This is a genomic window from Tessaracoccus pujii (assembly GCF_055326215.1).
Map to the genome: position 1 here is coordinate 12,698 of NZ_JBUZNP010000015.1, position 23,946 is coordinate 36,643.

General features: G+C 70.8%; 26 protein-coding genes. 16 read left to right on the forward strand and 10 right to left on the reverse strand.

Features of this window, described 5'->3' with window-relative positions; all coding sequences use genetic code 11:
* Positions 1-65: 65 nt before the first annotated feature.
* The 7 genes from ACZK5N_RS14070 (at position 66) to ACZK5N_RS14100 (ending at position 7,570) form a co-directional block, all read left to right on the forward strand.
* Complete coding sequence (locus ACZK5N_RS14070) at positions 66-611, forward strand: SAF domain-containing protein (RefSeq protein WP_459018229.1); 546 nt, start codon at positions 66-68, stop codon at positions 609-611.
* Positions 611-1,411: a hypothetical protein gene (locus ACZK5N_RS14075; RefSeq protein ID WP_459018230.1), complete on the forward strand. Its 801-nt coding sequence runs from the start codon at positions 611-613 to the stop codon at positions 1,409-1,411. Before ACZK5N_RS14070 ends, ACZK5N_RS14075 begins: the two co-directional genes overlap by 1 nt.
* Entirely contained in the window at positions 1,408-2,871 is a 1,464-nt protein-coding gene (locus ACZK5N_RS14080) for a TadA family conjugal transfer-associated ATPase (protein WP_459018231.1), read from the forward strand. Before ACZK5N_RS14075 ends, ACZK5N_RS14080 begins: the two co-directional genes overlap by 4 nt.
* Positions 2,862-3,719, forward strand: coding sequence for a type II secretion system F family protein (locus tag ACZK5N_RS14085; protein WP_459018232.1), 858 nt, complete (start codon positions 2,862-2,864; stop codon positions 3,717-3,719). The genes ACZK5N_RS14080 and ACZK5N_RS14085 overlap by 10 nt, the downstream gene beginning before the upstream one ends.
* Positions 3,716-4,591: a type II secretion system F family protein gene (locus ACZK5N_RS14090; protein ID WP_463625157.1), complete on the forward strand. Its 876-nt coding sequence runs from the start codon at positions 3,716-3,718 to the stop codon at positions 4,589-4,591. The genes ACZK5N_RS14085 and ACZK5N_RS14090 overlap by 4 nt, the downstream gene beginning before the upstream one ends.
* Positions 4,592-4,702: 111 nt before the next feature.
* Complete coding sequence (locus tag ACZK5N_RS14095; protein WP_459018236.1) at positions 4,703-4,885, forward strand: hypothetical protein; 183 nt, start codon at positions 4,703-4,705, stop codon at positions 4,883-4,885.
* A gap of 45 nt (positions 4,886-4,930) precedes the next feature.
* Positions 4,931-7,570: a LysM peptidoglycan-binding domain-containing protein gene (locus ACZK5N_RS14100; RefSeq protein ID WP_463625158.1), complete on the forward strand. Its 2,640-nt coding sequence runs from the start codon at positions 4,931-4,933 to the stop codon at positions 7,568-7,570.
* Positions 7,571-7,575: 5 nt separating this feature from the next.
* Here the strand turns inward: ACZK5N_RS14100 and ACZK5N_RS14105 are convergent, their stop codons facing one another.
* From ACZK5N_RS14105 to ACZK5N_RS14115, 3 genes are read right to left on the reverse strand one after another with little or no spacing between them, the layout of a single operon-like run.
* On the reverse strand, positions 7,576-8,100 hold the full coding sequence (locus tag ACZK5N_RS14105) for a DUF6553 family protein (RefSeq protein ID WP_459018239.1): 525 nt from the start codon (positions 8,098-8,100) through the stop codon (positions 7,576-7,578).
* A 47-nt stretch (positions 8,101-8,147) separates the two neighbouring features.
* Complete coding sequence (locus tag ACZK5N_RS14110) at positions 8,148-9,053, reverse strand: rhomboid family intramembrane serine protease (RefSeq protein WP_459018241.1); 906 nt, start codon at positions 9,051-9,053, stop codon at positions 8,148-8,150.
* Between the two features lie 41 nt (positions 9,054-9,094).
* The gene (locus ACZK5N_RS14115) at positions 9,095-9,280 is read right to left on the reverse strand and encodes a DUF6767 domain-containing protein (RefSeq protein WP_459018243.1); all 186 of its coding nucleotides are present in this window, start codon (positions 9,278-9,280) and stop codon (positions 9,095-9,097) included.
* Positions 9,281-9,347: 67 nt separating this feature from the next.
* Here ACZK5N_RS14115 and ACZK5N_RS14120 point away from each other — a divergent pair, with 67 nt between their 5' ends.
* Entirely contained in the window at positions 9,348-10,583 is a 1,236-nt protein-coding gene (locus ACZK5N_RS14120; protein ID WP_459018245.1) for a YibE/F family protein, read from the forward strand.
* A gap of 199 nt (positions 10,584-10,782) precedes the next feature.
* Here the strand turns inward: ACZK5N_RS14120 and ACZK5N_RS14125 are convergent, their stop codons facing one another.
* Genes ACZK5N_RS14125 through ACZK5N_RS14135 form a run of 3 tightly spaced genes read right to left on the reverse strand, consistent with a single transcriptional unit; the run spans position 10,783 to position 13,561 of the window.
* Positions 10,783-11,349, reverse strand: a complete 567-nt coding sequence (locus ACZK5N_RS14125) for a NifU family protein (protein ID WP_459018246.1) — start codon at positions 11,347-11,349, stop codon at positions 10,783-10,785.
* Positions 11,346-13,211: a ferrous iron transporter B gene (gene feoB, locus ACZK5N_RS14130; RefSeq protein WP_459018248.1), complete on the reverse strand. Its 1,866-nt coding sequence runs from the start codon at positions 13,209-13,211 to the stop codon at positions 11,346-11,348. The genes ACZK5N_RS14125 and feoB overlap by 4 nt, the downstream gene beginning before the upstream one ends.
* A 59-nt stretch (positions 13,212-13,270) precedes the next feature.
* The gene (locus ACZK5N_RS14135; RefSeq protein ID WP_459018250.1) at positions 13,271-13,561 is read right to left on the reverse strand and encodes a FeoA family protein; all 291 of its coding nucleotides are present in this window, start codon (positions 13,559-13,561) and stop codon (positions 13,271-13,273) included.
* A gap of 146 nt (positions 13,562-13,707) precedes the next feature.
* Here ACZK5N_RS14135 and ACZK5N_RS14140 point away from each other — a divergent pair, with 146 nt between their 5' ends.
* From ACZK5N_RS14140 to ACZK5N_RS14155, 4 genes are all read left to right on the forward strand, one after another.
* Entirely contained in the window at positions 13,708-14,682 is a 975-nt protein-coding gene (locus ACZK5N_RS14140) for an aldo/keto reductase (protein ID WP_459018251.1), read from the forward strand.
* Between the two features lie 140 nt (positions 14,683-14,822).
* Positions 14,823-15,569 carry an SIR2 family NAD-dependent protein deacylase gene (locus ACZK5N_RS14145; protein WP_459018252.1) on the forward strand — a complete coding sequence of 249 codons (747 nt, stop codon included), beginning with the start codon at positions 14,823-14,825 and terminating at the stop codon, positions 15,567-15,569.
* Positions 15,562-15,891 (forward strand): MGMT family protein, encoded by a 330-nt coding sequence (locus ACZK5N_RS14150; protein ID WP_459018253.1) that lies wholly within the window; start codon positions 15,562-15,564, stop codon positions 15,889-15,891. Before ACZK5N_RS14145 ends, ACZK5N_RS14150 begins: the two co-directional genes overlap by 8 nt.
* Before the next feature lie 97 nt (positions 15,892-15,988).
* On the forward strand, positions 15,989-17,188 hold the full coding sequence (locus ACZK5N_RS14155; protein WP_459018255.1) for an ROK family protein: 1,200 nt from the start codon (positions 15,989-15,991) through the stop codon (positions 17,186-17,188).
* A 68-nt stretch (positions 17,189-17,256) separates the two neighbouring features.
* Here the strand turns inward: ACZK5N_RS14155 and lgt are convergent, their stop codons facing one another.
* From lgt to ACZK5N_RS14170, 3 genes are all read right to left on the reverse strand, one after another.
* Positions 17,257-18,135, reverse strand: coding sequence for a prolipoprotein diacylglyceryl transferase (gene lgt, locus ACZK5N_RS14160; protein ID WP_459020441.1), 879 nt, complete (start codon positions 18,133-18,135; stop codon positions 17,257-17,259).
* 86 nt (positions 18,136-18,221) lie between these two features.
* A complete protein-coding gene (locus tag ACZK5N_RS14165; RefSeq protein ID WP_459018257.1) occupies positions 18,222-18,665 on the reverse strand; it encodes a methylglyoxal synthase in 444 nt (147 codons plus the stop codon).
* A 127-nt stretch (positions 18,666-18,792) separates the two neighbouring features.
* Positions 18,793-19,350, reverse strand: a complete 558-nt coding sequence (locus ACZK5N_RS14170) for a TetR/AcrR family transcriptional regulator (protein ID WP_459018259.1) — start codon at positions 19,348-19,350, stop codon at positions 18,793-18,795.
* Between the two features lie 50 nt (positions 19,351-19,400).
* Here ACZK5N_RS14170 and ACZK5N_RS14175 point away from each other — a divergent pair, with 50 nt between their 5' ends.
* The 4 genes from ACZK5N_RS14175 to ACZK5N_RS14190 all read left to right on the forward strand — a co-directional run bounded on the left by ACZK5N_RS14175 (position 19,401) and on the right by ACZK5N_RS14190 (position 22,727).
* Positions 19,401-21,080 carry an FAD-binding protein gene (locus ACZK5N_RS14175; protein WP_459018261.1) on the forward strand — a complete coding sequence of 560 codons (1,680 nt, stop codon included), beginning with the start codon at positions 19,401-19,403 and terminating at the stop codon, positions 21,078-21,080.
* A gap of 23 nt (positions 21,081-21,103) precedes the next feature.
* Positions 21,104-22,090 carry an aldo/keto reductase gene (locus tag ACZK5N_RS14180; protein ID WP_459018263.1) on the forward strand — a complete coding sequence of 329 codons (987 nt, stop codon included), beginning with the start codon at positions 21,104-21,106 and terminating at the stop codon, positions 22,088-22,090.
* Between the two features lie 109 nt (positions 22,091-22,199).
* Positions 22,200-22,337, forward strand: a complete 138-nt coding sequence (locus tag ACZK5N_RS14185) for a hypothetical protein (protein WP_463625161.1) — start codon at positions 22,200-22,202, stop codon at positions 22,335-22,337.
* Positions 22,338-22,379: 42 nt separating this feature from the next.
* On the forward strand, positions 22,380-22,727 hold the full coding sequence (locus ACZK5N_RS14190) for an efflux permease Rv1217c-related protein (RefSeq protein ID WP_459018266.1): 348 nt from the start codon (positions 22,380-22,382) through the stop codon (positions 22,725-22,727).
* Between the two features lie 98 nt (positions 22,728-22,825).
* Here ACZK5N_RS14190 and ACZK5N_RS14195 read toward each other — a convergent pair.
* On the reverse strand, positions 22,826-23,946 hold a 1,121-nt coding region (locus ACZK5N_RS14195), incomplete at its 5' end, for an ISL3 family transposase (protein WP_463625116.1).

The following is a 23,946-nucleotide window of genomic DNA, read 5'->3' on the forward strand; positions in this document are numbered from 1 at the left end:
ACCCAGCGCCCGCGCCCACCCGGCCCGCAGCAGTTCAGCTGCGCGCGAGGCGCAGCCCCAAGATCATGGCCTCAGGTGCCCTGCTCATCGCTGTGGGCGGTCTGGGCGCCGCCGCGTTGTACTCGATGAACGCCGAGCACCGTGCGGTGGTGGTGATGGCCTCGGACGTGCGCCGCGGTGACGCCATCGCCAGGGAGGACCTTGCCGTCCTGGAGATCCCCGCCAGCCTCACCGTCGACGCGCTGGGCGCGGCGGACCTGCCGGCCCTCGTCGGTCAGCGTTCGCTGACGGATCTGCCGCGGGGTGCCTTCCCGCTGACGCGCCACGTCGGTGAGGACCCGCTGCCGGCCGGCCAGTCCCTCGTCGGGCTACGTCTACCGCTCGGCAAGCTCCCCACCGCGGACATGCCCCCCGGAACGGCGGTGCGGCTCGTCGGGCTGGTCGAGGGCGTCGAGACCTCCGTGGACGCGGTGGTGGGCAGCGCACCGGTCCTCCTCGATGACGGCGCGAGCTACTCACTGGACGTGAGCGTCCAGGACGGTCGCGCAGACGAGGTGGCACGCCTGTCGGCTTCGGACATGGTGGCGCTCGTCGTCGTGGGTGGTGCGTGATGGCGGTGGTCCTGCTGGCGTCGGCGGCCGGGTCTCCGGGGGTGACAACCTCCGCCCTGGCGCTCACCCTGAGCTGGCCCAGGCATGCCCTGCTTGCGGACTGTGACCGCACACCCTCCCAGGCGGTGCAGGCCGGTTATCTGCGTGGGGTGGATCACGGCGGGCGGGGCCTGATGTCGTTGGCCCACCTTCACCGCGAGGGCGCGGCCGTGGCGTCGGAGCTGTGGTTGCACACGGTCGCGCTCACGGAATCGGGAGACCGTGAACGGCGATTCCTGCCGGGATTCACCACGGCGGGCGCCTCCCGGTTGTTCGAGCATGTGTGGGGGACTCTAGGGGAGGCGCTGGCGGCACTGGACGAGCGCGGGATCGACGTCCTGATCGACGCTGGGCGGATCACCACGACGGGACTGCCCTTGGGGCTCCTCAGCGCGGCGGACGTCGTGCTGGTCTGCGTGCGCTCGTCGCTGCGCTCGCTGGCTGGGGCGCGGATCCACCTCACCACCGTCCAGGACCAGCTCCGCACGCTGCCCTCGCCCCCGGTGGCCGCGCTGGCGGTGGTCGGCCCAGGGCGTCCTTACGCCGCGGGTGAGATCTCCGCCCAGTTCGGCCTCCCGTGCTGGCTGGAGCCCGGCTGGGATCCCCGCGCCGCGGAGGTGCTCAGCGACGGCGCCCTCGAGCCCCGCCGCTTCCACGACGGCGCGTTCATGGGACGATTCCGGGCGGAGGCGAAGGCGCTCTCGGAGCGGCTGGCCCGGAGCCGCCAGGCCACGGCCGCAGTCGCGGGGCTCGCACGATGAGCATCGGGCAGCTCCCCCCGCTCGCCGGCGCCCTGGGACGGCTGGGGCTGGCCCCGGCGGCGGACGGTCCCACCGAGGCGGCCGAGCCGTCCACTGGCGCCCGGAGGGGTGCACCGCCACCCTCCCCCGCCATGCCGCTCGCCGCTCAGGACGTGGATTGGCAGGTGGTGGTCGGGCTCCGGCGCGAGGCGGTTGACCTGATCACCCGGGCGTCGGCGGAGTGGCAGGCCGGCAGGGGCCAACCCATGCCGGAGGATGACCGGCGGGTGCGCGGGCGGGCGATCATCCGCAGCGTCGTCCATGCCCGTGCCCAGAGCCTGGGCGAGGCGGGGGAGGCACTGTGGCCGGTGGAGCTCGAGCTGCGCTACGCCGACGCGGTCGAGAACGCCATCTTCGGGTACGGCCGGCTCCAGCCCCTCTTCGAGATCCCGGACGCGGAGAACATCGAGATCCATGGCTGCGACACCGTCACCGTGCAGTACGGCGACGGCCGCAGGGAGGCGCACCCCGCCGTCGCGGACACAGACGACGAGCTGGTGGACGCCATCCGCTTCCTCGGCGAGACGGCCACGCCGCCGCGGCCGTTCGACGACCTTCACCCCACCATGACGCTGGCCCTGGGGAACCGGTTCCGCCTGCACGCCATCGGGTTCGGGCTGTCGTTTCGCCCCAGCGTGGTGATCCGGCAACACCTGCTCACGGATGTGAGCCTCGCGGAATTGGCCGCCGACGGCATGCTGCCCCCGTACGTGGCGCGGCTGCTCGAGTCGGCCGTACTGGCGCGGAAGTCGATCGTCATCTCCGGGGACCAGGGGGCCGGGAAGACCACGCTCCTCCGGGCGCTCATCGCCGCCATCCACCCGTCCGAGCGGTTCGGCACGCTGGAGACGGACTACGAGTTGTTGACCCACCTGTTGGGCCATCGCCGCAACATCCTGGCGCTGCAGGCGCGGGTGGGCATGGGAGAGACGTCCGGTGGAGTGGGCGTCGGGTCCTACACGGTCGCGGACCTGATCCCGGAGGCGCTGCGCCAGAACCTGACGCGGATCGTCGTGGGCGAGGTGCGCGGCTCTGAGGCCGGGGCCATGTTCGAGGCCATGCAGTCCGGCGCGGGCTGCCTCGCCACCACCCATTCGCATTCCGCCTCCTCGACGATCGACCGCCTCGCCGCCCGCGTGGCCCAGGGCCGGGTGCTGAGTGTGGAGGATGCCATGCACCAGATCGCCCACCACCTGGCCTTCATCGTGCACGTCACCCTCCTTGATGAGTCGTGGCGTGGCGGCACGCGGCACCGGTTCGTCTCAGAGGTGCGGCAGCTGACGGGTGCCGTGGAGGCGGGCCGGCCGTCCACGCACCTCGTCTACCGCGCCGCCACGGCCACTCAGCCGGAGTTCTTCCAGCCGGAGGCGGCCATGGCCTCGGAGCTCGCGCCCTTCGAGGGGGCGGTCCCATGGGGGTGATCCTGGCGGCGCTGGCCGGGTCGACGGCGGGGCTCGGCCTCCTCGTGTTCGCGCTCGGCGCGCAGCGCGTCCACCGCTCTTCCACAGCTTTACCCACAGGCCTGTGGATAAAGCTCGGTCGGTGGTGGACGGGGCTCTCCAGCGCCAGGCGCGGGTGGTTCGGCGGGGCTCTGGTGACGGGGCTGGTGGCCGGCGTCGCGAGCGCCTCGGTGATCGGGCTTGTGCTGCTACCCACGGCACTGGTGGCCATCCCCCTGCTCCTCAGCGCGCCACCGAACCGCGAGGTGGAGGTGCTTGCGGGGCTGGACCGTTGGGTGCGCCTCATCTCCACGTCGCTCTCGTCAGGCAAATCCATCCGCGACGCCATCTTCGCCACGCGCAGCCAGGTACCCGCTGTGCTCCGGGAGCCGGTGGCGCATCTCTGCACGCGCCTGGATCAGCGCTGGCACACCCGCGACGCCCTCTTCGCGATGGCCGACGAACTGGGCTCCGCGGATGCCGACGCGGTGGTGGCGGCGCTTGCGATCGCCGCCGCCAAGGGCGGAGCCGGCGCGCGGGTCACGCTCGGCGCCGTCTCCGACAGCATCCAGGCTCGGCTCGCGGCGCTCCGCGAGATCGCCGCGGAGCGCTCGAAGCCGCGCGTGGTCGTCAAGCAGGTCACGCTGATCACCCTCGGGGTGCTCGGCGGTGCGCTGGTGCTCAACCCCCAGTTCTTCATCCCCTACACCACGCCCCTCGGGCAGGTCATCGCGTTCGCCCTGGCCGGCGCGTACCTGGGCTGCCTGGTGATGGTGCGGCGCATGACGGTGCCACCCCTGGCGCCGCGCTTCCTGAGGAGCGCGGCGTGATGACCCTCGCCGTCGCGTGCGGCATGGTGGCGGGGCTGGGTGCCGCGCTGATCCTCCGGGGCGCCATCCGGGCACCCGTCCGGCTGAGCGACGCGATGACGGTGCTGGACCACCGGCAGCACCGCCCTGTCCAGACAGCCTCCGAGTCCGGGGCCGAAGCGTGGGGCGAGAGGGTCCAGCGGAGGCTCCGCCTACCCCTGACCGCCCATCAGCAGCAGTTGCTCCTGATGCAGGGCCGAAGCGTCGGTGACTTCTTCGTGGAGAAGATGGTGTGGACGCTGGCGGGCCTGGCCCTGCCCGCGGTGTGGGCGGCGTCCCAGGTGATTCTCGGCAACGCACCGGGCATCGCACCCGTGGGCGTGGCGCTCGGGTGCGCGGTGGTGGGGTACTTCGTCGCGGACCTGAGGCTGCGGGGCGGGGCGGCGCAGGAGCGCCGGGCGGCCACGGACGGCATCCACACCTTCTTCGATCTCGTGGTCCTGGAGCGCCTGGCCAACTCCTCTGCGGCGCAAGCCACGGCCAATGCTGCGGCCGTCGCTGACACGCCCCTGTTCCGCCGGATCACCTCTGGTGTGGAACGAGCGCGGATGGAACAGACGCAGCCGTGGCAGGAGCTCCGGGACATCGCCCGGGAGTGGAACGTTCCGGAGCTGGCGGACTTCGCGGACGTGATGCAGCTCGAGGAACAGGGCGCAGGTCTGGCCGACGTGCTGCAGGCGCGCGTCCGGGAACTGCGCGACGCGCACCTGGGCGCCCAGCGCGCCCGGGCGCAGGAGGCCAGCGAGGCGATGACCCTGTGGATGACCATCCCGGCTCTCCTGCTGGGAGTCGCGCTACTCGTTCCACCGCTGCTGAAGCTGCTGGGGTCGTGATGTCAAGACCCGGCTGCCTGCTGTGGACACATTTCACCGATCCATCTCCCCCCTGTGGATAACCCGATTACTGACACCGTCGCCCACCAGACTCTTCATCAGGAGGTCCCCATGTCACTCATCCATCACCTCATCGGACTCGTCGTCATCCTGCATCCGGCATCGCGCCGCCGGGATGAGCGCGGGCTCAGCCAGAGCACGGAGAACGCCATACTCCTGGCCGGCGCCGCAGCAATCGCGCTGATCATCATCACCGCCATCACCGCCTACGTCACCGACCGCCTCCCCAGCTGACATGGTCACGCAGACGCACCCGCCGGGGGTGAGACCATGAGAATCATGCGCGCAGCGGGGGCGGGCGTCGTGCTACTGCTCGTCGTCGCCGGAGTCCCCTGGGTCCTGCTCCAGGTGGCCCACCCCGGCGCCCTGCTGGACGCCGACTGGGCCACGTCGCTGTTGGTCGCCCTGGACAGCCGGCTGCTCATCGGGCTTCTGAGCATGGCCGGCTGGGTGGCCTGGGGCGCGCTCAGCCTCACCATCGTCCTCGAGGTCGTGGCCGTGCTGACGCGCCACAGGGTCACGATGACCCTGCCTGGCACCGGCTGGCTCCGCCCGCTCGTCGGCGCGCTGGTGGTTGCGGCGGTCGCAGCCCCCACCGTCGCCGCTGCGGACTCCGGGGCGGTTGCCTCCGCCCCGCCCGCCACCGGAACGACGTTCGGGCTGTCGTCTGCCGCCTCGTTCGCCCAGCAGCAGGTCCAGGTGGCCGACTCGGCACACACGTATGTGGTTCAGGCGGGCGACGAACTCTGGAGCGTCGCGGAGAGCCAACTCGGCTCCGGGGACCGGTGGCGGGAGATCGTCGCCTTGAATCCCGTCCTTGCCGAGTCGCCTCGCCTTGAACCCGGCGCTGTGTTGGCGCTGCCGGACGTGGCGGCGCAGCAGGCCGTGGTCGTGGTGCAGCCAGGCGATTCGCTCTGGTCCATCGCAGGCCGGGAGCTGGGTGACCCGCAGCGTTGGCCTGAGGTCCATCAGCTCAACGAGGACCGGATCACGGACCCGGACCTCATCGAGGCGGGCTGGACGCTCGAGGTGCCGGCATCGCCGTCGGCACCCGAGGCGGTCGTCCCCGAGGCGGTCGTCCCCGCAGCGGTGGAGCTCAGGCACCCTTCTGGTCACCTGCTCGCGGAGCCGGTCTCCGTGCCGGCTCTCCCCGCGGTCGCCGTCGGCCTCGAACCGCCCGCGGCGGCCGATGCCTCTGAACCAGGAGTCGAGGGCCCCGCATCCGAGGCGGACGTCCAGGAGGCGGACGACGGCGTTGCCGGCCTGCTCGGCCCGATGAGCGCTGTCCTCGCGGGCGGCCTGGTGGCCGGGCTGGCGTCCCGTCGTCGGCTGCAGGTCCTGGGCCGCGCCTTGGGACGGCGGGTGGTCCCGGTGGCCCCGTCACTCGCCCGGTTCTGGACGGCCCTCGCGCGGCACGCTGAGGAACCACTGGGGGCCGGGTGCGGCCCCACCACGATCGTGCTGGGGTGGACGGATGACGACGCCGCCGTTCCCCTGGACGTGGAGCGCGCCAGGGCCGTGGCGTTCACGGGTCAGGAGGCCGAGGCGGCCGTCGCCGCGGCACTCACCGGCCTGACCTGCGCTCCCTGGTCATCGGACACGCTGCTCGTCGTCGTCGGCGGCCAGGACTGGGCGGATGCCGTGGATGACCCTCGGATCACCGCCCTCCCACGCATCGAGGAGGGCATCGCGCACCTCACCCGGATCTGCAGCGAGCGCCGCCTCTCCATGGGTGGACGTGCGCTTCCGGAGTTGCGCGCGGATCCGGATCTCGGCGCCCTCTGGGAGCCGCTGGTGGTGACGTTCACCAGCCCGCTGGGGCCCGCCCATTGGGATGCCATCTCTGATGCCCTCGCTCTGGGTGAGGTGGGGGTCAGCGTGATCGGCCGAGCGGGCGCCGCGCCCCACGTGCACGCGGCCACGGTCTCCGTCGACGCGCAGACAGGACGTTGGGCGGGGCACACCTTCACCCCACAGCTGATCACTCAGCCCGCCCGCCGGGCCCTGATCGACCTGTTCGAGGCCACCGGGACCCAGGAGACGGAACCGGCACCGTGGTGGCGCACGGACGAGGAACTCCCCGCCAATGTGCGGCCGCTCCACCACCCTTCCGGACCGATCGAGGAGCCTCCCATGACCGGACGTTTCGCTGAGCCGGAGCACCCCACCCTCCTGCTGCTCGGCGATGTCGAGCTCGTCGGCGCGGCCGGCACCAGGCCCGGCCGGGCGACGGGCCAGTGCCTGGAGTACTGCGCATGGCTGGTGGAACATCCGGGCTTCACACCCACCGCCATGACGCGGGCCCTGATGATCGCTGAGACCACCCGGCGCTCCAATGTGAGCCGGCTTCGCAGCTGGCTCGGGACGGCCCCCGATGGGTTGCGCTACCTGCCCGACGCCTACTCCGGCCGGGTGTCTCTGGATCCGCGGGTCACGTCGGACTGGGACCAGTTCCGCGCCATGCTCAGTGGCGGGGTCAACATGTCGTCGGACGCTGCCCTGGCCGCGGCCCTCCGCATGGTCCGGGGGGAGCCCCTCGGCTCGTTCGCGTTCCAGTGGGTGTGGGCCGAGCAACTCAAGGCAGACATGGTGGGGATGATCGTGGACGCCGCCTGCGTGCTGGCGGACCGCTCCCTGGACCGGGGAGACGCCGCGGCCGCACTGTGGGCCGTCCGCCGGGGCCGCACCGCCGCCCCGGCAGATGACGCGCTCGCAGCCAGGGAGATCCTGGCGTTGGCCCTGGCGGGCCGCAGCTCGGAGGCGGGGTCCGCCGCGGTGACGCTCACCCGCGCCGCCCGGGCCGAGGGCAGGGATCTTGCGCCGGATCTGGCCCGCCGCGTCCAACTGGCCCTGCACGGATCGCCTGCGCGGCGCGTGGCTGGCGGGGCCTCGTCGGAGTCGGGACGGGTCAGTTCCTGACGGGGCTAGAGAGTCAACCCGGACAGAGCCGGCTTCGTGGCCACGGCGTCGCGCAGAGCCGCGCGCCCCGGGTCACCGAAGACCTGGACGAAACCGTCGACCAGTAGTGAGGGCAGGGATGCCGCCGGACCCGTCGCTCCGCGGCTCTCCACGATCGCGGTCAGGGTAACCGCCGCATCCTTGGCCGCCTTCACCCGCAACTGCTCCGGCTGAAGCCGGTTCATTCCCCACACCCCGGCCGAATAGTTAGGGTCGGTCAGGCAGGTCTGGAAATACACCGTGGCCGCGTCGCGCAGCTGGGCGTTGACGGCGTCGTCACCGAGCGCCTCCCGCGCGCTCCGCACCTCACGGCCGGCGAAGAACTGCTCGATGGTGCGCCGCACGCGGGTGAGGCTCGGGGTCAGGCGCTGCTGGCGCCCGTCGACCACGAGATTCAGCCAGAACCCGACGAATCTGTCGCCGTCGTCGCGTGGCCCGTAGCGTGCCCGGTGCAGGACGGGGTCCAGCGGGGCGCGGGTGTCGTCGGACATGCCAGGCAACCTACCACCGGCGCGTCCCCCGGCCTGCCGGAGCACGGTCACGAGCCGAGCTGCACCGCGCGGGCCACGATGATGGCGACGAAGAGGGCTGCCAGGAGCCCCACGAGCGGCCACTGCCAGGTGGCGCGGCGCTCCTTCGGCAGGTACATGAGCACAGCCGCGGTGGCCGCCCCGCCGAGCAGGCCACCCAGGTGGCCCTCCCATGAAATACCTGACCAGGTGAACGACAACACGACGTTGAGCCCAAGCCAGAACATGATGCCGCGAACGTCGCCCTTGTGCTTAACGGCCAGGAGCAGCAGTGCGCCCATCAGTCCGTAGATCGCCCCCGAGGCGCCGATGGTGGAGATGAAGGGCGGCGAGAAGAGCATCACGCCGGCGGATCCGCCGAGCAGGGCCACCAGATATACCGCCAGGTAACGGGCACGGCCGAAGACGTTCTCAATGGTGGGCCCCAGCATCCACAACACCAGCATGTTGAAGAGAATGTGCAGCGGCGACGAGTGGGTAAATCCTGACGTGATCACCTGCCACGGTGCCCCCGAGGCAACGCCCGGCTGCCAGGCGTAGCCCTCGGCCACGCAGCCGGCCGCGTCCGTGAGAAGAATCTGGTCCCCCACCGGACAGACGCCTTGGGGGGTCAGCGCCAGGAGGTTGAACAGGCCCGCGAACGAGCCGCCCGTCAGCAGTACCGCCACGAACACCACCGCGTTGATCACGATCAGCGTGACCGACGTGGCCCGAGTGTTGGCCACGCGGGTGCCGCCGTAGGGCAACCGCAGCTGGCGTGTCTCGCGGTGGCCGCGCTGCACGCACTCGGGGCACTGGAAGCCGACTGATCCGGGGATCATGCACTGCGGGCAGATGGGCCGGTCACAGCGTTGGCACGCGATGCGCGTCGGGTGATCGGGGTGCCGATAACACGTCGGCGCGTCGGATTCCATGCGACGAGCGTACCGAGGGACCGAAGGCGGACCCTCGGCGGTCAGCGCCGGCGGGACGCGGCGAGCGCCTCGCGGTACTCCGGGTCGTCCATCACGAGGTAGACCAGGCCGCAGTCCTGAGGACCGGTCACGCTGGCCTGGCACAGGGTGCACGGGTCACCGGGCCGGAGTGGGCACTTGGCGTCCGGGCGTCGTCGCGGTGTGGCGGTCTGGTCGAGCTTGAGCATCGTGCCACCCATGGTACGCCGCGACATCGGGGCTCTCGCCCGGCGGGCGGGCCGGTAAGTTGTGCCCATGGGTCACGGGCACGGGCACGGCAGTCATGGGGTCGTCGAGGTGGGGCAGCGCGCCCGCATGCTGCTCATCGGGCTTCTGGCCGTGTTCGGCGTGCTGGCCGTCGCCGGGCTGATCTGGCTGTGGCCCACCGGAGCCGAGGTCTCCGCGGCGCTCAACAAGATCTCCGATGCCCCGGGCGTCACCTACGAGCAGGCCACCATCGACGAGGTGGCCGACGGATGCGAATCGGCCTTCGAAATCCCGACGGGGACGGCTGCCTGCCTGACAGCCACCGTCACGCTCACCACGGGCGCCGACGCGGGCGAGCAGGCTTCGGTTGAGCTCACCGGGCCCAACGTGCACAACGGCCTGCGCGCGGGGGACGACATCGAGGTGGCCCGTGTGCCGACCTCGGACGGCATCCACTACTCATTCAGCGGCATCAACCGCCTGCCGGTGCTGCTCATCCTGGGCGTGCTGTTCACCGTGGCGGTGCTGATCGTCGCGCGGTGGCGGGGGTTGTTCGCGCTGCTGGGTCTCGTCATCGCCGGCGGGATCCTGCTGGGCTTCATGCTGCCGGCCATCATCGTCGGCAAGCCTGGGCTGGCGGTAGCCCTGTCCGGCTCCACGGTGATCATGTTCATCGTCCTCTACGTGGCGCACGGGGTGTCGCTGCGCACCTCGGCGGCACTCGCCGGGACACTTCTCGGGCTGTCGGTCATCACCACCTTGGGCAGCCTCGCCGTCGGCGCCGCCCGCCTCTCCGGGTTCGCGGAGGAGAACGAGTACGACCTCGCCCAACTCGCGCCGGGCATCAACTTCCAGGAACTGCTCATGGTGGGCATCATCATCGGCGGCCTGGGCGTGCTCAACGACGTCACCATCACGCAGGCGTCCGCCGTGTGGGAGCTACGGGCGGCCGCGCCCGACTGGACGCGGGCCAGGGTCTTCGCCGCTGGCATGCGGATCGGGCGCGACCACATCGCGTCGACCATCTACACCATCGTGTTCGCCTACGCCGGCGGCGCGCTGACCATCCTCCTGCTGCTGTTCTTCACCACCAGGGAGCCACTGGACCTGTTCGGGCTGGAGATGTTCGCCGGGGAAGGGGTGCGCACGTTCGCGTCGGCGATCGGGCTCATCCTGTCGGTCCCGATCACCACGGGGATCGCGGCGCTCACCGTCGGCCCGGCGAAGGTGCCCTCGGGGCCGCCCAAGCACAGCGACGGCGCCGCGGCGCCTGCCGTCGACTGAGACCGCGCCCGACCGCGCCCCTCGTCGAGCACGAATGTGCTACAAGGTCGCGGCTGGAGGCTCTCATGCGCCCCGAGGGGGCGACATCGACGGCGTGTCGTGCTCAAGAAGGAGGAGCCCGGCTGCTCGCCTGCCCGGCTATCCGTCGAGGCCAGCTGCCCGGCTGCCCCCCGTCGACGCGCCGCCCGCCCGACGGACGCTAACGGCCGCGGCCGGGGACCGGCAGCCCCAACCAGCCGCGCGGCTTATGGTGGGCGCCCCCGACCCGCTCGACGCGGGCGAGCATCGGGTAGCGGGCCCGCACCGTCGTCTCGATGCGGTCGTGCAGGGTGGCGCCCGCCGCGGGGCAGTCCTCGCAGGCGCCGCCGAAGTCGAGGATCAGCACGTTGTCGGCGGCACCGGCCACGGCGATCACGCCCCCGTGTGACTCCACGTAGCCCGCCAGCTCGCCCTCGAGGATCTCCCGGGCGATGAGGCCCAGCAGCTCGTCGGAGCCCGGTTCGATCTCCCAGCCGCCGATCTCCACCGCAGCGGCCACAGCGTCCCGGATCCGCGGCCCGTGCTCAGTCCATGAATGGTCCGGCGCCAGCCAGGTCCACACCCCGCCGCGTTCGACGAACACCCTGGTCAGCACGCCGTACTGCATCAGCGGGCCGAGCGTGCCGGGCGCGGAGGTCCCGCGCCCCACCGGCAGGTCCACCTCGGTCACCCAGCGCACGGCCGACTGCTGGCCGGGGACGGCCTGGGGGTGGATGGCGCGCTTCACAGGAGGGCTCCGACGATCGAATGGGCAAGGAAAGCCATCACCCAGGCGACGACGCCGAGGTGCACGAAGGCGATCAGCGGCCAGCGCCACGTGCCGGTTTCGCGGCGCATCACCGCGAGCGTGGACATGCACTGGAGCGCGTAGACGAAGAACACCAGCAGGGCGGCGATCGTGGGCGGGGTGAAGACCTTCTCGCCGGCCCGCGGGCCGTCGCCGTGGGTCATGGACTCCAGCGCTGACGTGGGGTCCTCGGGGTCGGACGCTGCGGCCACCTGACCCAGCGTCGAGACGAACACCTCGCGAGCGGCCAGCGAGGAGATGACGCCGACGTTGACGCGCCAGTCGAAGCCGAGCGGCTCGAAGACCGGCCCGATGGCCCGCCCCACGGCGGCGGCGGCCGAGTGGTCGAGCGTGTAGGCGGTCACGGCCACAGTGTCCGTCGGGTCGACGCCTGCGGCCCGGAGCTCAGCCTCGCCCCGAAGCGGCAGGTTTAGCAGTGCCCACAGCACGACGGTGGTGACCAGGATGATGGAGGTGATCTTCCGCAGGAACGCCTTGCACGCGTCCCATACCGAGATCAACACCGTGCGCAGCCGGGGCAGCCGGTAGGAGGGCATCTCCATGTAGAACGGCAGCCCCATCCCGGAGCGTCCCACAATGCGCTTCCAGAACCACGCCGACGTCATCGCCGACGCCGCCCCCACCACGTACAGCGCGAACATCAGCAGCCCTTGCGCGCCGATCGGCCCCCAGCGCAGGTCGGCCGGAACTAGCATCCCGATCAGCAGCACGTACACCGGCAGCCTGGCGGAACAGGTCATGAGCGGCGCGGCCATCATCGTCGCCAGCCGGTCCTTCGCGGACGGCAGGGTCCGGGTGGCCATGATCCCCGGGATGGCGCAGGCCATGGAGCTGAGCAGCGCCACGAATGCGCGACCCTCCAGCCCCGCGGTCGCCATCACCCTGTCCATCAGGTACGCCGCTCGCGACAGGTACCCCGACCCCTCCAGCAGCGAGATCAGCACGAACAGGAGCGCGATCTGAGGCAGGAACACCAGTACCCCGCCCACGCCGGCGAGCAGCGCGTCGGCGACGAACCGGCCCACCCACTCCACGGGAATCGAGGCACGGGCCACGTCCCCCAGCCACGCGAACACGGTCTCGATCCACCCCTGCAGGGGTGCCGCCACCAGGAAGATGGTCTGGAAGAACGCGAACATCGTGGCGAAGAACACCAGCGTCCCCCATAGGGGGTGGAGCAGCACGCCGTCGAGCCGCCCGGTGCGCGAATCCGGGTCCGGGGGCGCGAAGTGAGCGGCGTGCAGGAGGGAGCGCGCCCAGCCGGTGACCTCGTCCGGCTCGGTAGGAGGAAGCATGGGCGGCGCGGGCCAGGCAGCGGGCGCCGCGAGCACCTCGCGCAACGCCTCGACCCCCCGTCGCTCCCCGGCCACCACGGGTAACACCTTGACGCCCAGCGCACGGCCGAGCCGTTCGGGGTCCACGCGGCCGCCGCGCCGGAGCAGCTCGTCGACGAAGGTCAGCACCACGACGGTGGGCAGCGCCGCCTGCTGCACCTGCGAGACGAGGCCGAGGCCGCGGCGCAGGTTGGTGGCGTCCACCACCACGACGACGCCCGCCAGTTCGTCGGCCTCCTCGAGCACCTGCGCGACGATCTCCTCGTCAGGGCTGATCGGGTCCAGCGAGTAGGTGCCGGGCAGGTCCTCGACGACGACGGGGCCGACCGGCGTATCCACCCGCCCCTCGTACCTCGACACCGTCACCCCGGGATAGTTGCCCGTCTTGGCGCGCAACCCGGTGAGCCCGTTGAAGAGGGTGGTCTTGCCGGCGTTGGGGCTCCCCACGAGCGCGACGCGAGCGGCTCCTGGGAGGGTCGGAGTGGGAACACCTCCGTGGTGGTGTGTCATGCCGTGACGTGGATGCGGCGGGCCTCCGCGCGCCTCAGCACGATCTCGATGCCGCCCACGCGGAACATCAACGGGTCGCCGAGAGGGGCTTTGCGGAGCCGGGTCACGTGCTCTCCGGGCATGAAGCCGAGATCGAAGAGGCGGCGCGCCACGGTGTCGTCCGCGTCGAACGCGACGATGGTGGCCACTTCGCCGATGCTCAGCGAATCCAGGCCGCGCGAGGATCCTGAGTCGAGCTGCTGGGCGGTGACGCACCGGCGGCTCACGAAGCGGTCCACGAGGGTCATGCAAATAAGCTAACACCGGGCTTGTCAATTGTGGCCATGGGGGTCGGTTATGAGCTGAGGCTGCCCTAACCGTGCCGATCGCCGCGACCACGGCCGCGCGCCCCGGCCGGTGGATAGGGTGGAGGAGCAGTCAATTTGGAGGACACATGCAGTACACCCACCTCGGCCGGACCGGCCTTCTCGTCTCACGCATCGTGCTCGGCACCATGAACTTCGGCCCGCACACCTCGGAGGAGGACTCGCACGCCATCATGGACCGCGCCCTCGACGCGGGCATCAACTTCTTCGACACCGCCAACGGCTACGGCGGCCAGGGCCACCGCGGCCGCACCGAGGAGATCGTCGGGCGCTGGTTCGCCAAGACCGGCCGCCGCGACGAGGTGGTGCTGGCCACCAAGTGCTACGGCAGCACCCTCGACGAGGACGTGCCCAACTTCTCGAAGCTCTCCGCGGTCAACGTCCGCCGCTCCGCCATCGCCTCGCTGCGCCGCCTGCAGACCGAGCACATTGACCTGTACCAGATGCACCACGTGGACCGGGCCACCTCCTGGGAGGAGGTCTGGCAGTCCATGGACCGCCTGGTCTCCTCCGGTGACATCGTCTACGTGGGCTCGTCGAACTTCGCCGGCTGGCACATCGCCGCGGCCGTCGAGGCCGCCAGGGCGCGCCACTCGCTCGGCCTGGTCAGCGAGCAGTCGCTCTACCACCTGGGCGCCCGCACCATCGAGCTCGAGGTCCTGCCCGCAGCCCGCCACTACGGCCTGGGCGTGATCCCGTGGTCGCCGCTCGGCGGCGGCCTCCTCGGCGGGGTGCTGAAGAAGATCGAGTCCGGCCGCCGCGCAGACGAGGGCATGCTGAAGCGCATCGAGAAGCAGCGCCCCCAGCTGGAGCAGTGGGAGGCGTTCTGCGACGAGCTTGGCCACGAGCCAGGCGACGTCGCCCTCGCCTGGCTGCTGCACCAGGACGGGATCACCGGCCCCATCATCGGCCCCCGCACCATGGAGCAACTCGATAGCGCACTCCGGGCTCTGGAGATCACCCTCGACGATGCGGCCCTGGGTCGCCTCGACGAGATCTTCCCCGGCCCCGGCGGTGCCGCGCCCGAGGCCTACGCCTGGTGAGCTGACCCTCTCCCACCCCAGCCCGCGGAAATCGTCCCCCAGTGCCGTCCTCCCCGCTCACACCCACACGGGGTTGGCCGCACTGGGGGACGATTTCCGCGTTTTCAGCAGCGGTACTGCCCGTGGGGCAGACTGTGGCCATGGCCAAGATCGCCAGCCTCGACGAGGCCCAGCGGATCCTCATCCTCAGCGGAGCCGGGCTGTCCACAGCGGCGGGCATCCCGGACTTCCGCGGCCCCGAGGGCATCTGGACCCGCGACCCGTACGCGGAGCTGGTCTCCACCCTCTCCTGGTACCTCCGCGACGACGACGTCCGCAAATCCGCCTGGCGCCGTCGGGCCCACCCGGCGATGTGGGCCGCGCAGCCCACCCGATCCCATCGCGCCATCGTCGAACTGGAGCGGGCGGGCCGGCTGCGGGCCATCGTCACGCAGAACACCGACGGCCTGCACCAGCTGGCCGGCAGCAGCCCGGAGTTGGTGCACGAGATCCACGGCTCGGCGCGGACGTGGCGCTGCGAGATGTGCGGCAGGACGGGCCCCATGCAGGAGATGCTGGCCCGCGTCGCGGCCGGCGACGAGGACCCGCGCTGCCCCGCGTGCGGCGGCATCACCCGGGCCACCGTCGTGCTGTTCGAGGAGGTGCTGGACCCGGACGTGCTGGCGGCATCGGTGGCCGCGGCGGAGGACTGCGACGCGATCGTCGCGGTGGGCACCACACTGGGCGTCTACCCGGTGGCCGGGCTGTTCCCCATCGCGCTGGAGCAGGGCGCTTTCGGGGTGATCGTCAACGCCACAGACACCGCCTTCGACCGCGAGGCCGATCAGGTGCTGCGCGGGCAGTTGGACGACCTGTTACCGGCGCTGCTCGGGGTCGCGGATGAGTGACGAGATGGTGGAGCGCGTGCTGCGGGCCGTGGAGCAGGTTCCGGCCGGGCGGGTGGTGGCCTACGGAGACGTCGCGTCGCTCGTCGGCACCTCCGCGCGCAGGGTGGGCACCATCATGAGCAACTGGGGCGGCGAGGTGTCGTGGTGGCGGGTCACCAACGCCGCCGGGCGGATGCCCGAGCACCTGCTGCCGCTGGCGCGCAAGCAGTGGCAACGCGAAGGCGTCCCGTCCGACGGGGATCGCTGCCTGATCAGCCGATGCCGCGCTGACTTCGCCCAACTCGCCGCTGACTACCATGCCGCCGTCGCCGATCTTTCCTGAACAACCCAGGTACCCGGTCCCCCGCGTGGCAGACTGATCGGGTCACCGGACCCGCGGGCGCACGCTTCGCATCCAGTGTGGGAGGGGGGTGGAACCGATGACCGAATCGGATCCGGACCACGCGTCGGGGATGACGCAGGCGGCGATGCGCTCGTCGAACCTGAAGCTGGTGTTCCGCCAGGTGGTCGACCAGAGTGGACGGGTGTCGCGCGCCGGGATCGCCCATCAGTTGGGGATGACGCGCTCGACGGTGTCGCGGCTTGTCGACGACCTGATCAACGGAGGCCTGGTCAGCGAGGGTGAGGCGGCGAGCGTGGGTCGCGGCAGGCCGGCCGTCCCCCTGTCGATCAGGCCGGGCGCGACGTTCGGGCTCGGCCTCTTCGTCGGCGCGGGCCGCCTCGTGGCCGCGCTCGTGGATCTCACCATGACGGTGCGTTCGTGGCGCGAAATTACGGCGGACGTCAAGATGCTGGGGATCGAGGGCACCATGGCGGAGTTGGCTCGCCTCGGCGGCGAAGTGCTGGAGGCCCTGCCAAACACCGGTCGAGTGATCGGGGCCTACGTGGCGGTGCCGGCCCTGGTGGACCGTCGGACGGGGAGGGTGGTCAAGTCGAGCCCGTTGGGGTGGGACGGGCGGCGCCCGGCGGATCACTGGAGGCTGGACCACGCCGGCTCACCCCTGGCACTCAACATCGCCAACGATGCCGACTGCTCAGCGGTGACGCTGATGCGGGAACTCAATGGCCGCTCGTTCATCATGCTCGGCGGGGATGCCGGGGTGGGCGGCGCCATCGTCGTCCAGGGCATCCTGCACCTGGGCGAGCATGGGTGGGCCGGAGAGATCGGCCACGTGTGCGTCGATCCGCGCGGGGCCCCGTGTCCGTGCGGCTCCATCGGCTGCCTGGAGACGGTGGTGGGCCTGCACGCCCTGCTCTCGGCGGCGCGCCAGCCCACCCTCGAGTCCCTGCTCCACGCTTTGGCCCACCACGACGAACGCGCCCTGTCGGTCATGCGACGCACCGCCGGCGCGCTGGGCATCGCTCTCGGTGCGGCGATCAACCTCGCCGACGTGTCGACGGTGCGCCTGTCGGGCCACTTCGCCCGGTTGGAGCCGTGGTTGCGGGAGCCGCTGCACCGGCAACTCAGCGGACGTGTGGTGTGGGCGCGCAAGTGTGCGTTGGACATCGCCCCGCTGACCGACGCACCGCTGCGCCCGGCGATGGGTGCAGGGCTTGCCGCGATGGGGCCCGTGGTGAAGGATCCAGAGGCCTGGCTTACCCCGGGGCCCCGCGGGTAGCGCTGCGCATACACACACTTATCCACAGTCAATCTGTGGACAGGGTGTCGCCGTCGGGCGGCGTGCGATCAGCGCTCCCCCGGCCCGTCGGAGTTATCCGCCGAGTTGTCCACAGGCTCGGCCTCGACGTCGCTGAGGGCCCGCATCCGCGACCAGGACCACAGCACGAGCCCGACGAGCACCATGGGCAGCGAGAGCCATTGGCCCATGCTGAGGCCGAGCGACAGGAACCCCAGTTGCGCGTCCGGTTCGCGCCAGAACTCGGCGATGAACCGGAACAGGCCGTACCCGGCGATGAACATGCCGGTCACCTGTCCCCGGAAGCGGGGCTTGCGGGCATAGAGCCACAGCAGCACGAACAGGAGCAGGCCTTCGAGGAGCATCTGGTACAGCTGCGACGGGTGGCGCAGCACGTCGCCCCCCGTGGGGAATCGCATGGCCCAGGGCAGGTCTGAGGAGGCCTCACGGCCCCAGAGCTCACCGTTGATGAAGTTGCCGAAGCGGCCCGCGGCCAGGCCGAGCGGCGCTGCGGGGACGAGGAAGTCCCCCACCTGGAGGAAGGGACGCTTCTTGCGCCACGCGTACCAGGCCAGGCCGAGAGCGACACCGATGGCGCCACCGTGGAAGCTCATGCCACCGTCCCAGATCTGAACGATCTCCAGGGGGTTGGCGAAGTAGTAGGCCGGATTGTAGAAGAGGGTGTAGCCCAGCCGTCCGCCGGCCAGGACACCGAAGATCGCGTAGAGGAGGATGTCCTCGATATCCGCGCGCGTCCACGGCTCGGGCGTCGTGACGGACCGGTACGGCTCGTGGCGGAGCCGTCGGACCATGAGGAGGTAGCCCAGCCCGAACGCGAGCAGGTACATGATTGCGTACCAGTGGATCTTCAGTCCGAAGATGTTGACGGCGACGGGATTGATGTCTGGGAACGGCAGCTCAAGGGGCATCACGTCGCCAAGCTTTCCACACCTGCCGGATTCGAAGCGGCTTCGTCAAGGCTCCGTACGGAGACGGTCAAGGTTTGCCGTAGGCGTCACTCCGGCTCGCTGGGCTCCCAGGCACGCGGCGAGATGTCCGGCTTGTTCGCCCACGGCTGGTCCAGCAGCGGCGAGGAGATCAGCAGGTCAGCGGTCGCGATGTTGCAGGCCATGGGCACGTTCCACACGGCGCCGATGCGCAACAGCGCCTTGACGTCTGGGTCGTGCGGCTGCGGCTCGAGCGGGTCCCAGAAGAAGATGAGCGTGTCGATCCGTCCCTCGGCGATCATGGCGCCGATCTGCTGGTCCCCACCCACGGGGCCGGACAGCAGGCGGGTGACGGGCAGCCCGAGCTCGTACTCGAGCATGGTGCCTGTGGTTCCCGTGGCGAAGAGCGTGTGGCCGCTGAGGGTGCCGCGGTTGAAGTTGGCCCAGCTGAGCAGCTCGGCCTTCTTGTTGTCGTGGGCCACCAGGGCGATGTTGTGCTTGATGCCAGCCATGGGGCCGCCTCTCATCCGATGGGTCCAAGCGTAGGCCCGCGCGGACCGCAGGGCGCGGCTTGGCCATCTGTTGCCCTTCCGTGCCCGCTGCGTTGAACACCGGACCTCGTGGTGCCTCACCTGGCGCTCACGCCAGCCCGAACCACCGCCGCGACACGTCGTCGATGGTCGCGGACAATCTGCTTCGCCCCCCGCTGGTGACCACCAGCCCGTAGACCATCCGCACACCGGTGGGGACGTCTTCGACGACGAGGTCCGCCCGCACCTCCCCGCCGCGGAGCGCCGCCTCGACGTGAGGGCCGAAGATGGCCAGCAGCCGCGCAGTCCCGCCGAAGTCCGGCAGCTCACGCCTGGCCTCCACCGCCATCTCGACGAAGGCCGCTGAGTCCACCACCTCGTCGACGAGCAGCCCCCACAAGCGCGCGAAGGACCCGGGCCCGACGTCGGCCCCGGCCGCCTCGAGCCGCAGGAAGTTCTCCTCGAACACGGCCAGCGCGAGATCCATCCGCCTGGGGAAGTGCCGGTACAGGACCCCCTGCCCCACCCGTGCCCTCTTGGCGATGGCCTGGAGCGGCACGTCGAACCCGCGCTCGGCGAACAGATCCCGCGCCGCGGCCAGCAGAGCACGACGATTCTCGGCTGCGGCGGCCGGTCCCCTATTGATCCTGCGCATGTGGGCGGGCATGCTGGACAGCATAGAACCGGACACAGTTGTCCGGATATCGAGGAGGAACCGTGTCTCAGACCTTTGACCATTCGTTCGATGTGGTGGTCGTCGGCTCGGGCGGGGCCGCCATGGCCACCGCGCTGGGCGCCGTCGACGAGAAGCTCGACGTGGTGATGCTGGAGAGCACCGACAAGTGGGGCGGCAGCACCGCCATGTCCGGCGGAGGCATGTGGCTGCCCAACAACCCGCTGATGCGGCGCGAGCGGGTGGCCGACTCCCGCGAATCGGCGCTTGAGTACATGGAGGCGTGCATCGGCGACGCCGGCCGCGCCACCTCGCGGGAGCGCAAGGAGGCCTTCGTTGATTCGGTGGCGGACTTCGTCACCACAGCGGAGCGCTACGGCGTGCAGTTCGTCCGCGCTGGGGAATACCCGGACTACTACCCGGAGCTGCCAGGGGGCCGGATCGGGCGCGCGATCGAGGTTAAGCCTCTGGATTCCAAGGTGCTGGGCGAGTGGTACCACACGATGAGGCTCACCGCGCCGCTGCCGATCAAGACCGACGATGTGTGGTTGCTGCAGCGCGCGTGGTCCACGTGGAGCGGCTTCAAGCGTGGCGCCGAGCTCGTGTTCCGGTTGCTGAGCTTCGTCGGCACCGGCCGACGCGGCGTGGGGATCGGCGCGGCGCTGGCCACGGCGATGTTCGCGGGCGTGGTGCAGAAGGGCGGCGCGAAACTGTGGCTGAGCAGCCCCGTCGAGGACCTGATCATCGACGGCGACCGCGTCGTGGGCGTGCGGATCACGCACGAGGGTCGCACACAGACCGTGGGCGCCCGTCGCGGCGTGATGCTGGCCGGCGGTGGGTTCGACCACAACACGCAGATGCGCCTTCAGTATCACGGGATCCAGGGAGACAGTTCCGGTAACCCCGGCAACCTGGGTGGCCCGATCGTCATGGCGCAGCGCGCAGGGGCCGCGGTGGAGCTCATGGACGACGCGTGGTGGGGCGCGTCTGTGGCCCCCGCGCAGGGCGGCGGGCCGTCGTTCCTGGTGGGCGAGCGGGCGTTGCCGTACTCGATCATGGTGGATCGCGAGGGGTCGCGGTTCGCCAACGAGGCGGAGTCCTACGTCGACCTGGGCCACCACATGCTGGAGCACGACAGGGACGGGGACTTCTGGCTCATCGGCGAGGCCCGGCACGCGCGGCGTTACATGCGCGCCTACGCCCTGGATCCCAGGGCCAACAAGAAGCTGGCTGCGGAGGGGTCGATGGCGAAGGCGGACACCGTCGAGCTGCTGGCGCGCAGGATCAGGATGGAGCCGGCGAAGCTGCGCGCCACCGTCGACCGGTTCAACGCCTTCGCACGCGCGGGGGTCGACGACGACTTCGGCCGCGGCAAGTCCGCCTACGACCGCTACTACGGCGACCCGTCGGTGATCCCGAACCCCAACCTCGGCCCGCTGGAGAAGGGCCCGTTCACGGCGTACCGCGTGGTGATCGGCGACCTGGGAACGAAGGGCGGCGTCTTGACCGACGAGCACGCGCGGGCGCTGCGGGAGGATGGCTCGGTGATCGAGGGCCTGTACGCGGCGGGCAACAACTCGGCCTCGGTGATGGGACGGACGTACCCCGGCCCCGGCTCGACGATCGGCCCGGCGGCGGTCTTCGGTCTCCGCGGAGCGCGCCACATGGCGGGGTCGGCTGCCGAACTCGTCGGCGCCTCCGCCTCCGGCACCTCCGCGGGCTAGGTCGGCTGTGCCAAGGTGGATCCATGCAGAAGTCAACATTGGGTAGGACCGGCCGCGAGGTCGGTGTGGTGGGCCAGGGCTGCTGGCAGTTCGGCGGGGACTGGGGTGACGTCAGCGACGACGCCTCGATGGGCGTGCTCCACGCCGCGGCCGACGCGGGCGTCACGTTCTTCGACACCGCAGACGTCTACGGCGACGGCCACAGCGAGGAGCTCGTCGGACGGTTCCTGCGCGAGCGCGCCGACGGGTCGGTCATGGTGGCCACCAAGCTGGGCCGCCGCGCCGATCCGCACACGCCGGAGCAGTTCACGCGGGAGAACCTGCGGGCGTGGACGGACCGCTCGCGGCGGTTGCTGGGCGTCGACACCATCGACCTCACCCAGCTTCACTGCCCGCCCAGCACGGTCTACTCCGACGACGCCGTGTACGACGCGCTCGACGAGATGGTGGAGCAGGGCTGGATCCGCAACTACGGCGTGTCGGTTGAGACGGTCGAGGAGGCCCTCACCGCGCTGGAACGGTCAGGCGTTGCGAGCATCCAGATCATCCTCAACGTGTTCCGCCGCAAGCCGCTCGAGCGGGTGCTGCCCGCGGCCGCCGCGGCCGGCGTCGGGATCATCGCCCGAGTGCCGCTGGCGAGCGGTCTGCTCACCGGCAAGTTCACCGAGGACACGACGTTCGCGCCGGAGGACCACCGCACCTACAACCGGCACGGCGAGGCGTTCGACCAGGGTGAGACGTTCAGCGGCGTTCCCTACGGCGTGGGCGTGCAGGCGGCGCGGGAGTTCGCGTCGATCGTGCCCGACGGCGTGACGCCGGCGCAGTTCGCGCTCCGGTGGATCATCGACCAGCCCGGCGTCTCCGTCGTCATCCCCGGCGCGAGCCGCCCCGAGCAGGCAGCGGCCAACGCGGCGGCGGGCTCGCTGCCGTCGCTGACCGACGACCAGCTCGCGGCCTGCGAGCGGATCTACGACGAGTACATCCGCGAGTACGTCCACGACCGCTGGTGACAGCAACAGGAGCCTGGGCGCCACCGTCCTCGAGAGTCAGGTTGCCCGCCGTCTCGGTGGCACACACCTCCTCGACCCAGCCGTGCTGCCGCGGTACTCGTTGGCGTCGATGGAGCTCTTCACCCACGGGCTGTTCACCGACGACACGTTCCTCCGGCAGATCCGCGCCGCCTTCACCCCCGTCGACGACCCCGCACGCCGCCCAGCCGACGGCGTCACGGACCCGGATCCTCCCGCGGCGCCCTGACCCGTCCGCAACGCCGTCGACCTCCACCGACGCATCGCCTACGTGCCCGGCGACGTCGACTCGCTCATCGGTGATGCCCTGGCCGGCGCTGCCACCGGCATCCCGGCCATCCTGGTGGTGCTCGCGCTGGCGGCGGCGCTGCACGCCCTCGCCCCGCGGTTGGTGACACTCGCCTGGATCCCGGTGGTGGCGGGCGGCCTCATCGAACTGTTCGGCGACGTCATGCAGCTTCCGGACTGGGTTCGCCAGATCTCGCCGTTCGAGCACACCCCGGCCATGCCTGCCGAGGAGTTCGCGCTGGCGCCGATCCTGGTCCAGTTGGCGGTCGCGGCGGCCCTGGCCGCGTTCGCGCTGTGGCGGTTCTCCCACCGGGACATCCCCGGCCACTGACGGTTCAGGGCCTCGACCTGCGGCGATTGTTCCTCCAGACCGACTCCCGGCCCTCCACAGGCGTCGGAGGGCCACCTGGAGGAACGATTACCGGCTCATCACAATCCAGGGTGTAGTCGGGGTCTGAATCCGCCGGTCTCGAGCAGTGATCTGGCGATGTAGTTGGTGAGGTTCCGGAAGCCGAGTGCTGATCCGCGGAGATGTTCCAGGCGGCCGTTGAGGGCCTCGGTGGGACCGTTCGAGGTGCCGGGCCGGTCGAAATAGGCCAGCACGTCGTCGGCTCGCTTCTTCAGCGTTCGGCCGAGTGTGATCACCTCGCTCAACGCGGCGGGGACGCCCTGGCTGACCGAGGCGATCAGGCTGGTCATCAGGGCCCGGCCTCTGGTCCGATCGGGTTCGCGGTAGGCGGCGATCATGCGTTGGTAGATGCCCCAGGTGGCTTCGACCTCGACATGGTCATCGCCGGCGAACAGGGCGGTGAGCCGGTCCTTCTGTCGGTCGGTGAGGAGGTCGGTGCCGGTGTGGAGGGTGCGGCGCGCCGAGTAGAGCGGGTCGCTGGTGCGGCCTCGGTGTCCGTGGATGGCTTGTTGGACGCGTCGGCGGCATCGGTCGAGGGCGTCGCCGGCGAGGCGGACCACGTGGAAGGGATCCATGACGGCGGTCGCGTCGGGCAGCTCTTCGGCGGTGGCGGTCTTGAACCCGGTGAACCCGTCCATCGCGACGACCTCAACTCTGTCGCGCCATGCCTGGTCGCGTTCGGACAGCCACTGCTTGAACGCCTGCTTGGAGCGCCCTTCGACCATGTCGAGCAGCCTGGCAGGCCCTGTCCGGGTGCGGATGCCGGTCAGGTCGATGATGACGGTGACGTACTTGTCACCGCGGCGGGTGTGGCGCCACACGTGCTCGTCCACGCCGATGGCCGTCACCCCGTCGAACCTGGTCGGGTCGTCGATCAGGACCCGCTTGCCTTCGGCCAGGACCGCCGTGTTGGCGGTGTTCCACGACACCCCCAGCCCTTCGGCGACCCGGGCGACGGTGAGGTGCTGCACGACCAGACCCTCCAACGCCCACCGCAGCCCGCGGCGTGACAGCTTCGCCCGCGGCTCCGCGGCGAGGCTGGTGTCTTGCCGCCACACATGCCCGCAGCCGGTGCAGCGGTAGCGACGGATCGTGACCAGCAACGTGGTCGGCCGCCAGCCGAACGGCTCGTGCGCCAACG

Excerpts from the sequence above, each read along its gene's own strand:
- ACZK5N_RS14170 (WP_459018259.1), bottom strand. The coding sequence starts at position 19,350 with ATGCCCGCCCACATGCGCAGGATCAATAGGGGACCGGCCGCCGCAGCC.
- ACZK5N_RS14115 (WP_459018243.1), bottom strand. The coding sequence starts at position 9,280 with ATGCTCAAGCTCGACCAGACCGCCACACCGCGACGACGCCCGGACGCC.
- ACZK5N_RS14165 (WP_459018257.1), bottom strand. The coding sequence starts at position 18,665 with ATGGCTGGCATCAAGCACAACATCGCCCTGGTGGCCCACGACAACAAG.
- ACZK5N_RS14180 (WP_459018263.1), top strand. The coding sequence starts at position 21,104 with ATGCAGAAGTCAACATTGGGTAGGACCGGCCGCGAGGTCGGTGTGGTG.
- ACZK5N_RS14150 (WP_459018253.1), top strand. The coding sequence starts at position 15,562 with ATGAGTGACGAGATGGTGGAGCGCGTGCTGCGGGCCGTGGAGCAGGTT.
- ACZK5N_RS14185 (WP_463625161.1), top strand. The coding sequence starts at position 22,200 with ATGGAGCTCTTCACCCACGGGCTGTTCACCGACGACACGTTCCTCCGG.
- ACZK5N_RS14075 (WP_459018230.1), top strand. The coding sequence starts at position 611 with ATGGCGGTGGTCCTGCTGGCGTCGGCGGCCGGGTCTCCGGGGGTGACA.
- ACZK5N_RS14120 (WP_459018245.1), top strand. The coding sequence starts at position 9,348 with ATGGGTCACGGGCACGGGCACGGCAGTCATGGGGTCGTCGAGGTGGGG.
- lgt (WP_459020441.1), bottom strand. The coding sequence starts at position 18,135 with ATGCCCCTTGAGCTGCCGTTCCCAGACATCAATCCCGTCGCCGTCAAC.
- ACZK5N_RS14145 (WP_459018252.1), top strand. The coding sequence starts at position 14,823 with ATGGCCAAGATCGCCAGCCTCGACGAGGCCCAGCGGATCCTCATCCTC.
- ACZK5N_RS14105 (WP_459018239.1), bottom strand. The coding sequence starts at position 8,100 with ATGTCCGACGACACCCGCGCCCCGCTGGACCCCGTCCTGCACCGGGCA.
- ACZK5N_RS14135 (WP_459018250.1), bottom strand. The coding sequence starts at position 13,561 with ATGACCCTCGTGGACCGCTTCGTGAGCCGCCGGTGCGTCACCGCCCAG.
- ACZK5N_RS14110 (WP_459018241.1), bottom strand. The coding sequence starts at position 9,053 with ATGGAATCCGACGCGCCGACGTGTTATCGGCACCCCGATCACCCGACG.
- ACZK5N_RS14070 (WP_459018229.1), top strand. The coding sequence starts at position 66 with ATGGCCTCAGGTGCCCTGCTCATCGCTGTGGGCGGTCTGGGCGCCGCC.
- ACZK5N_RS14095 (WP_459018236.1), top strand. The coding sequence starts at position 4,703 with ATGTCACTCATCCATCACCTCATCGGACTCGTCGTCATCCTGCATCCG.
- ACZK5N_RS14100 (WP_463625158.1), top strand. The coding sequence starts at position 4,931 with ATGCGCGCAGCGGGGGCGGGCGTCGTGCTACTGCTCGTCGTCGCCGGA.
- ACZK5N_RS14085 (WP_459018232.1), top strand. The coding sequence starts at position 2,862 with ATGGGGGTGATCCTGGCGGCGCTGGCCGGGTCGACGGCGGGGCTCGGC.
- ACZK5N_RS14140 (WP_459018251.1), top strand. The coding sequence starts at position 13,708 with ATGCAGTACACCCACCTCGGCCGGACCGGCCTTCTCGTCTCACGCATC.
- ACZK5N_RS14080 (WP_459018231.1), top strand. The coding sequence starts at position 1,408 with ATGAGCATCGGGCAGCTCCCCCCGCTCGCCGGCGCCCTGGGACGGCTG.
- ACZK5N_RS14155 (WP_459018255.1), top strand. The coding sequence starts at position 15,989 with ATGACCGAATCGGATCCGGACCACGCGTCGGGGATGACGCAGGCGGCG.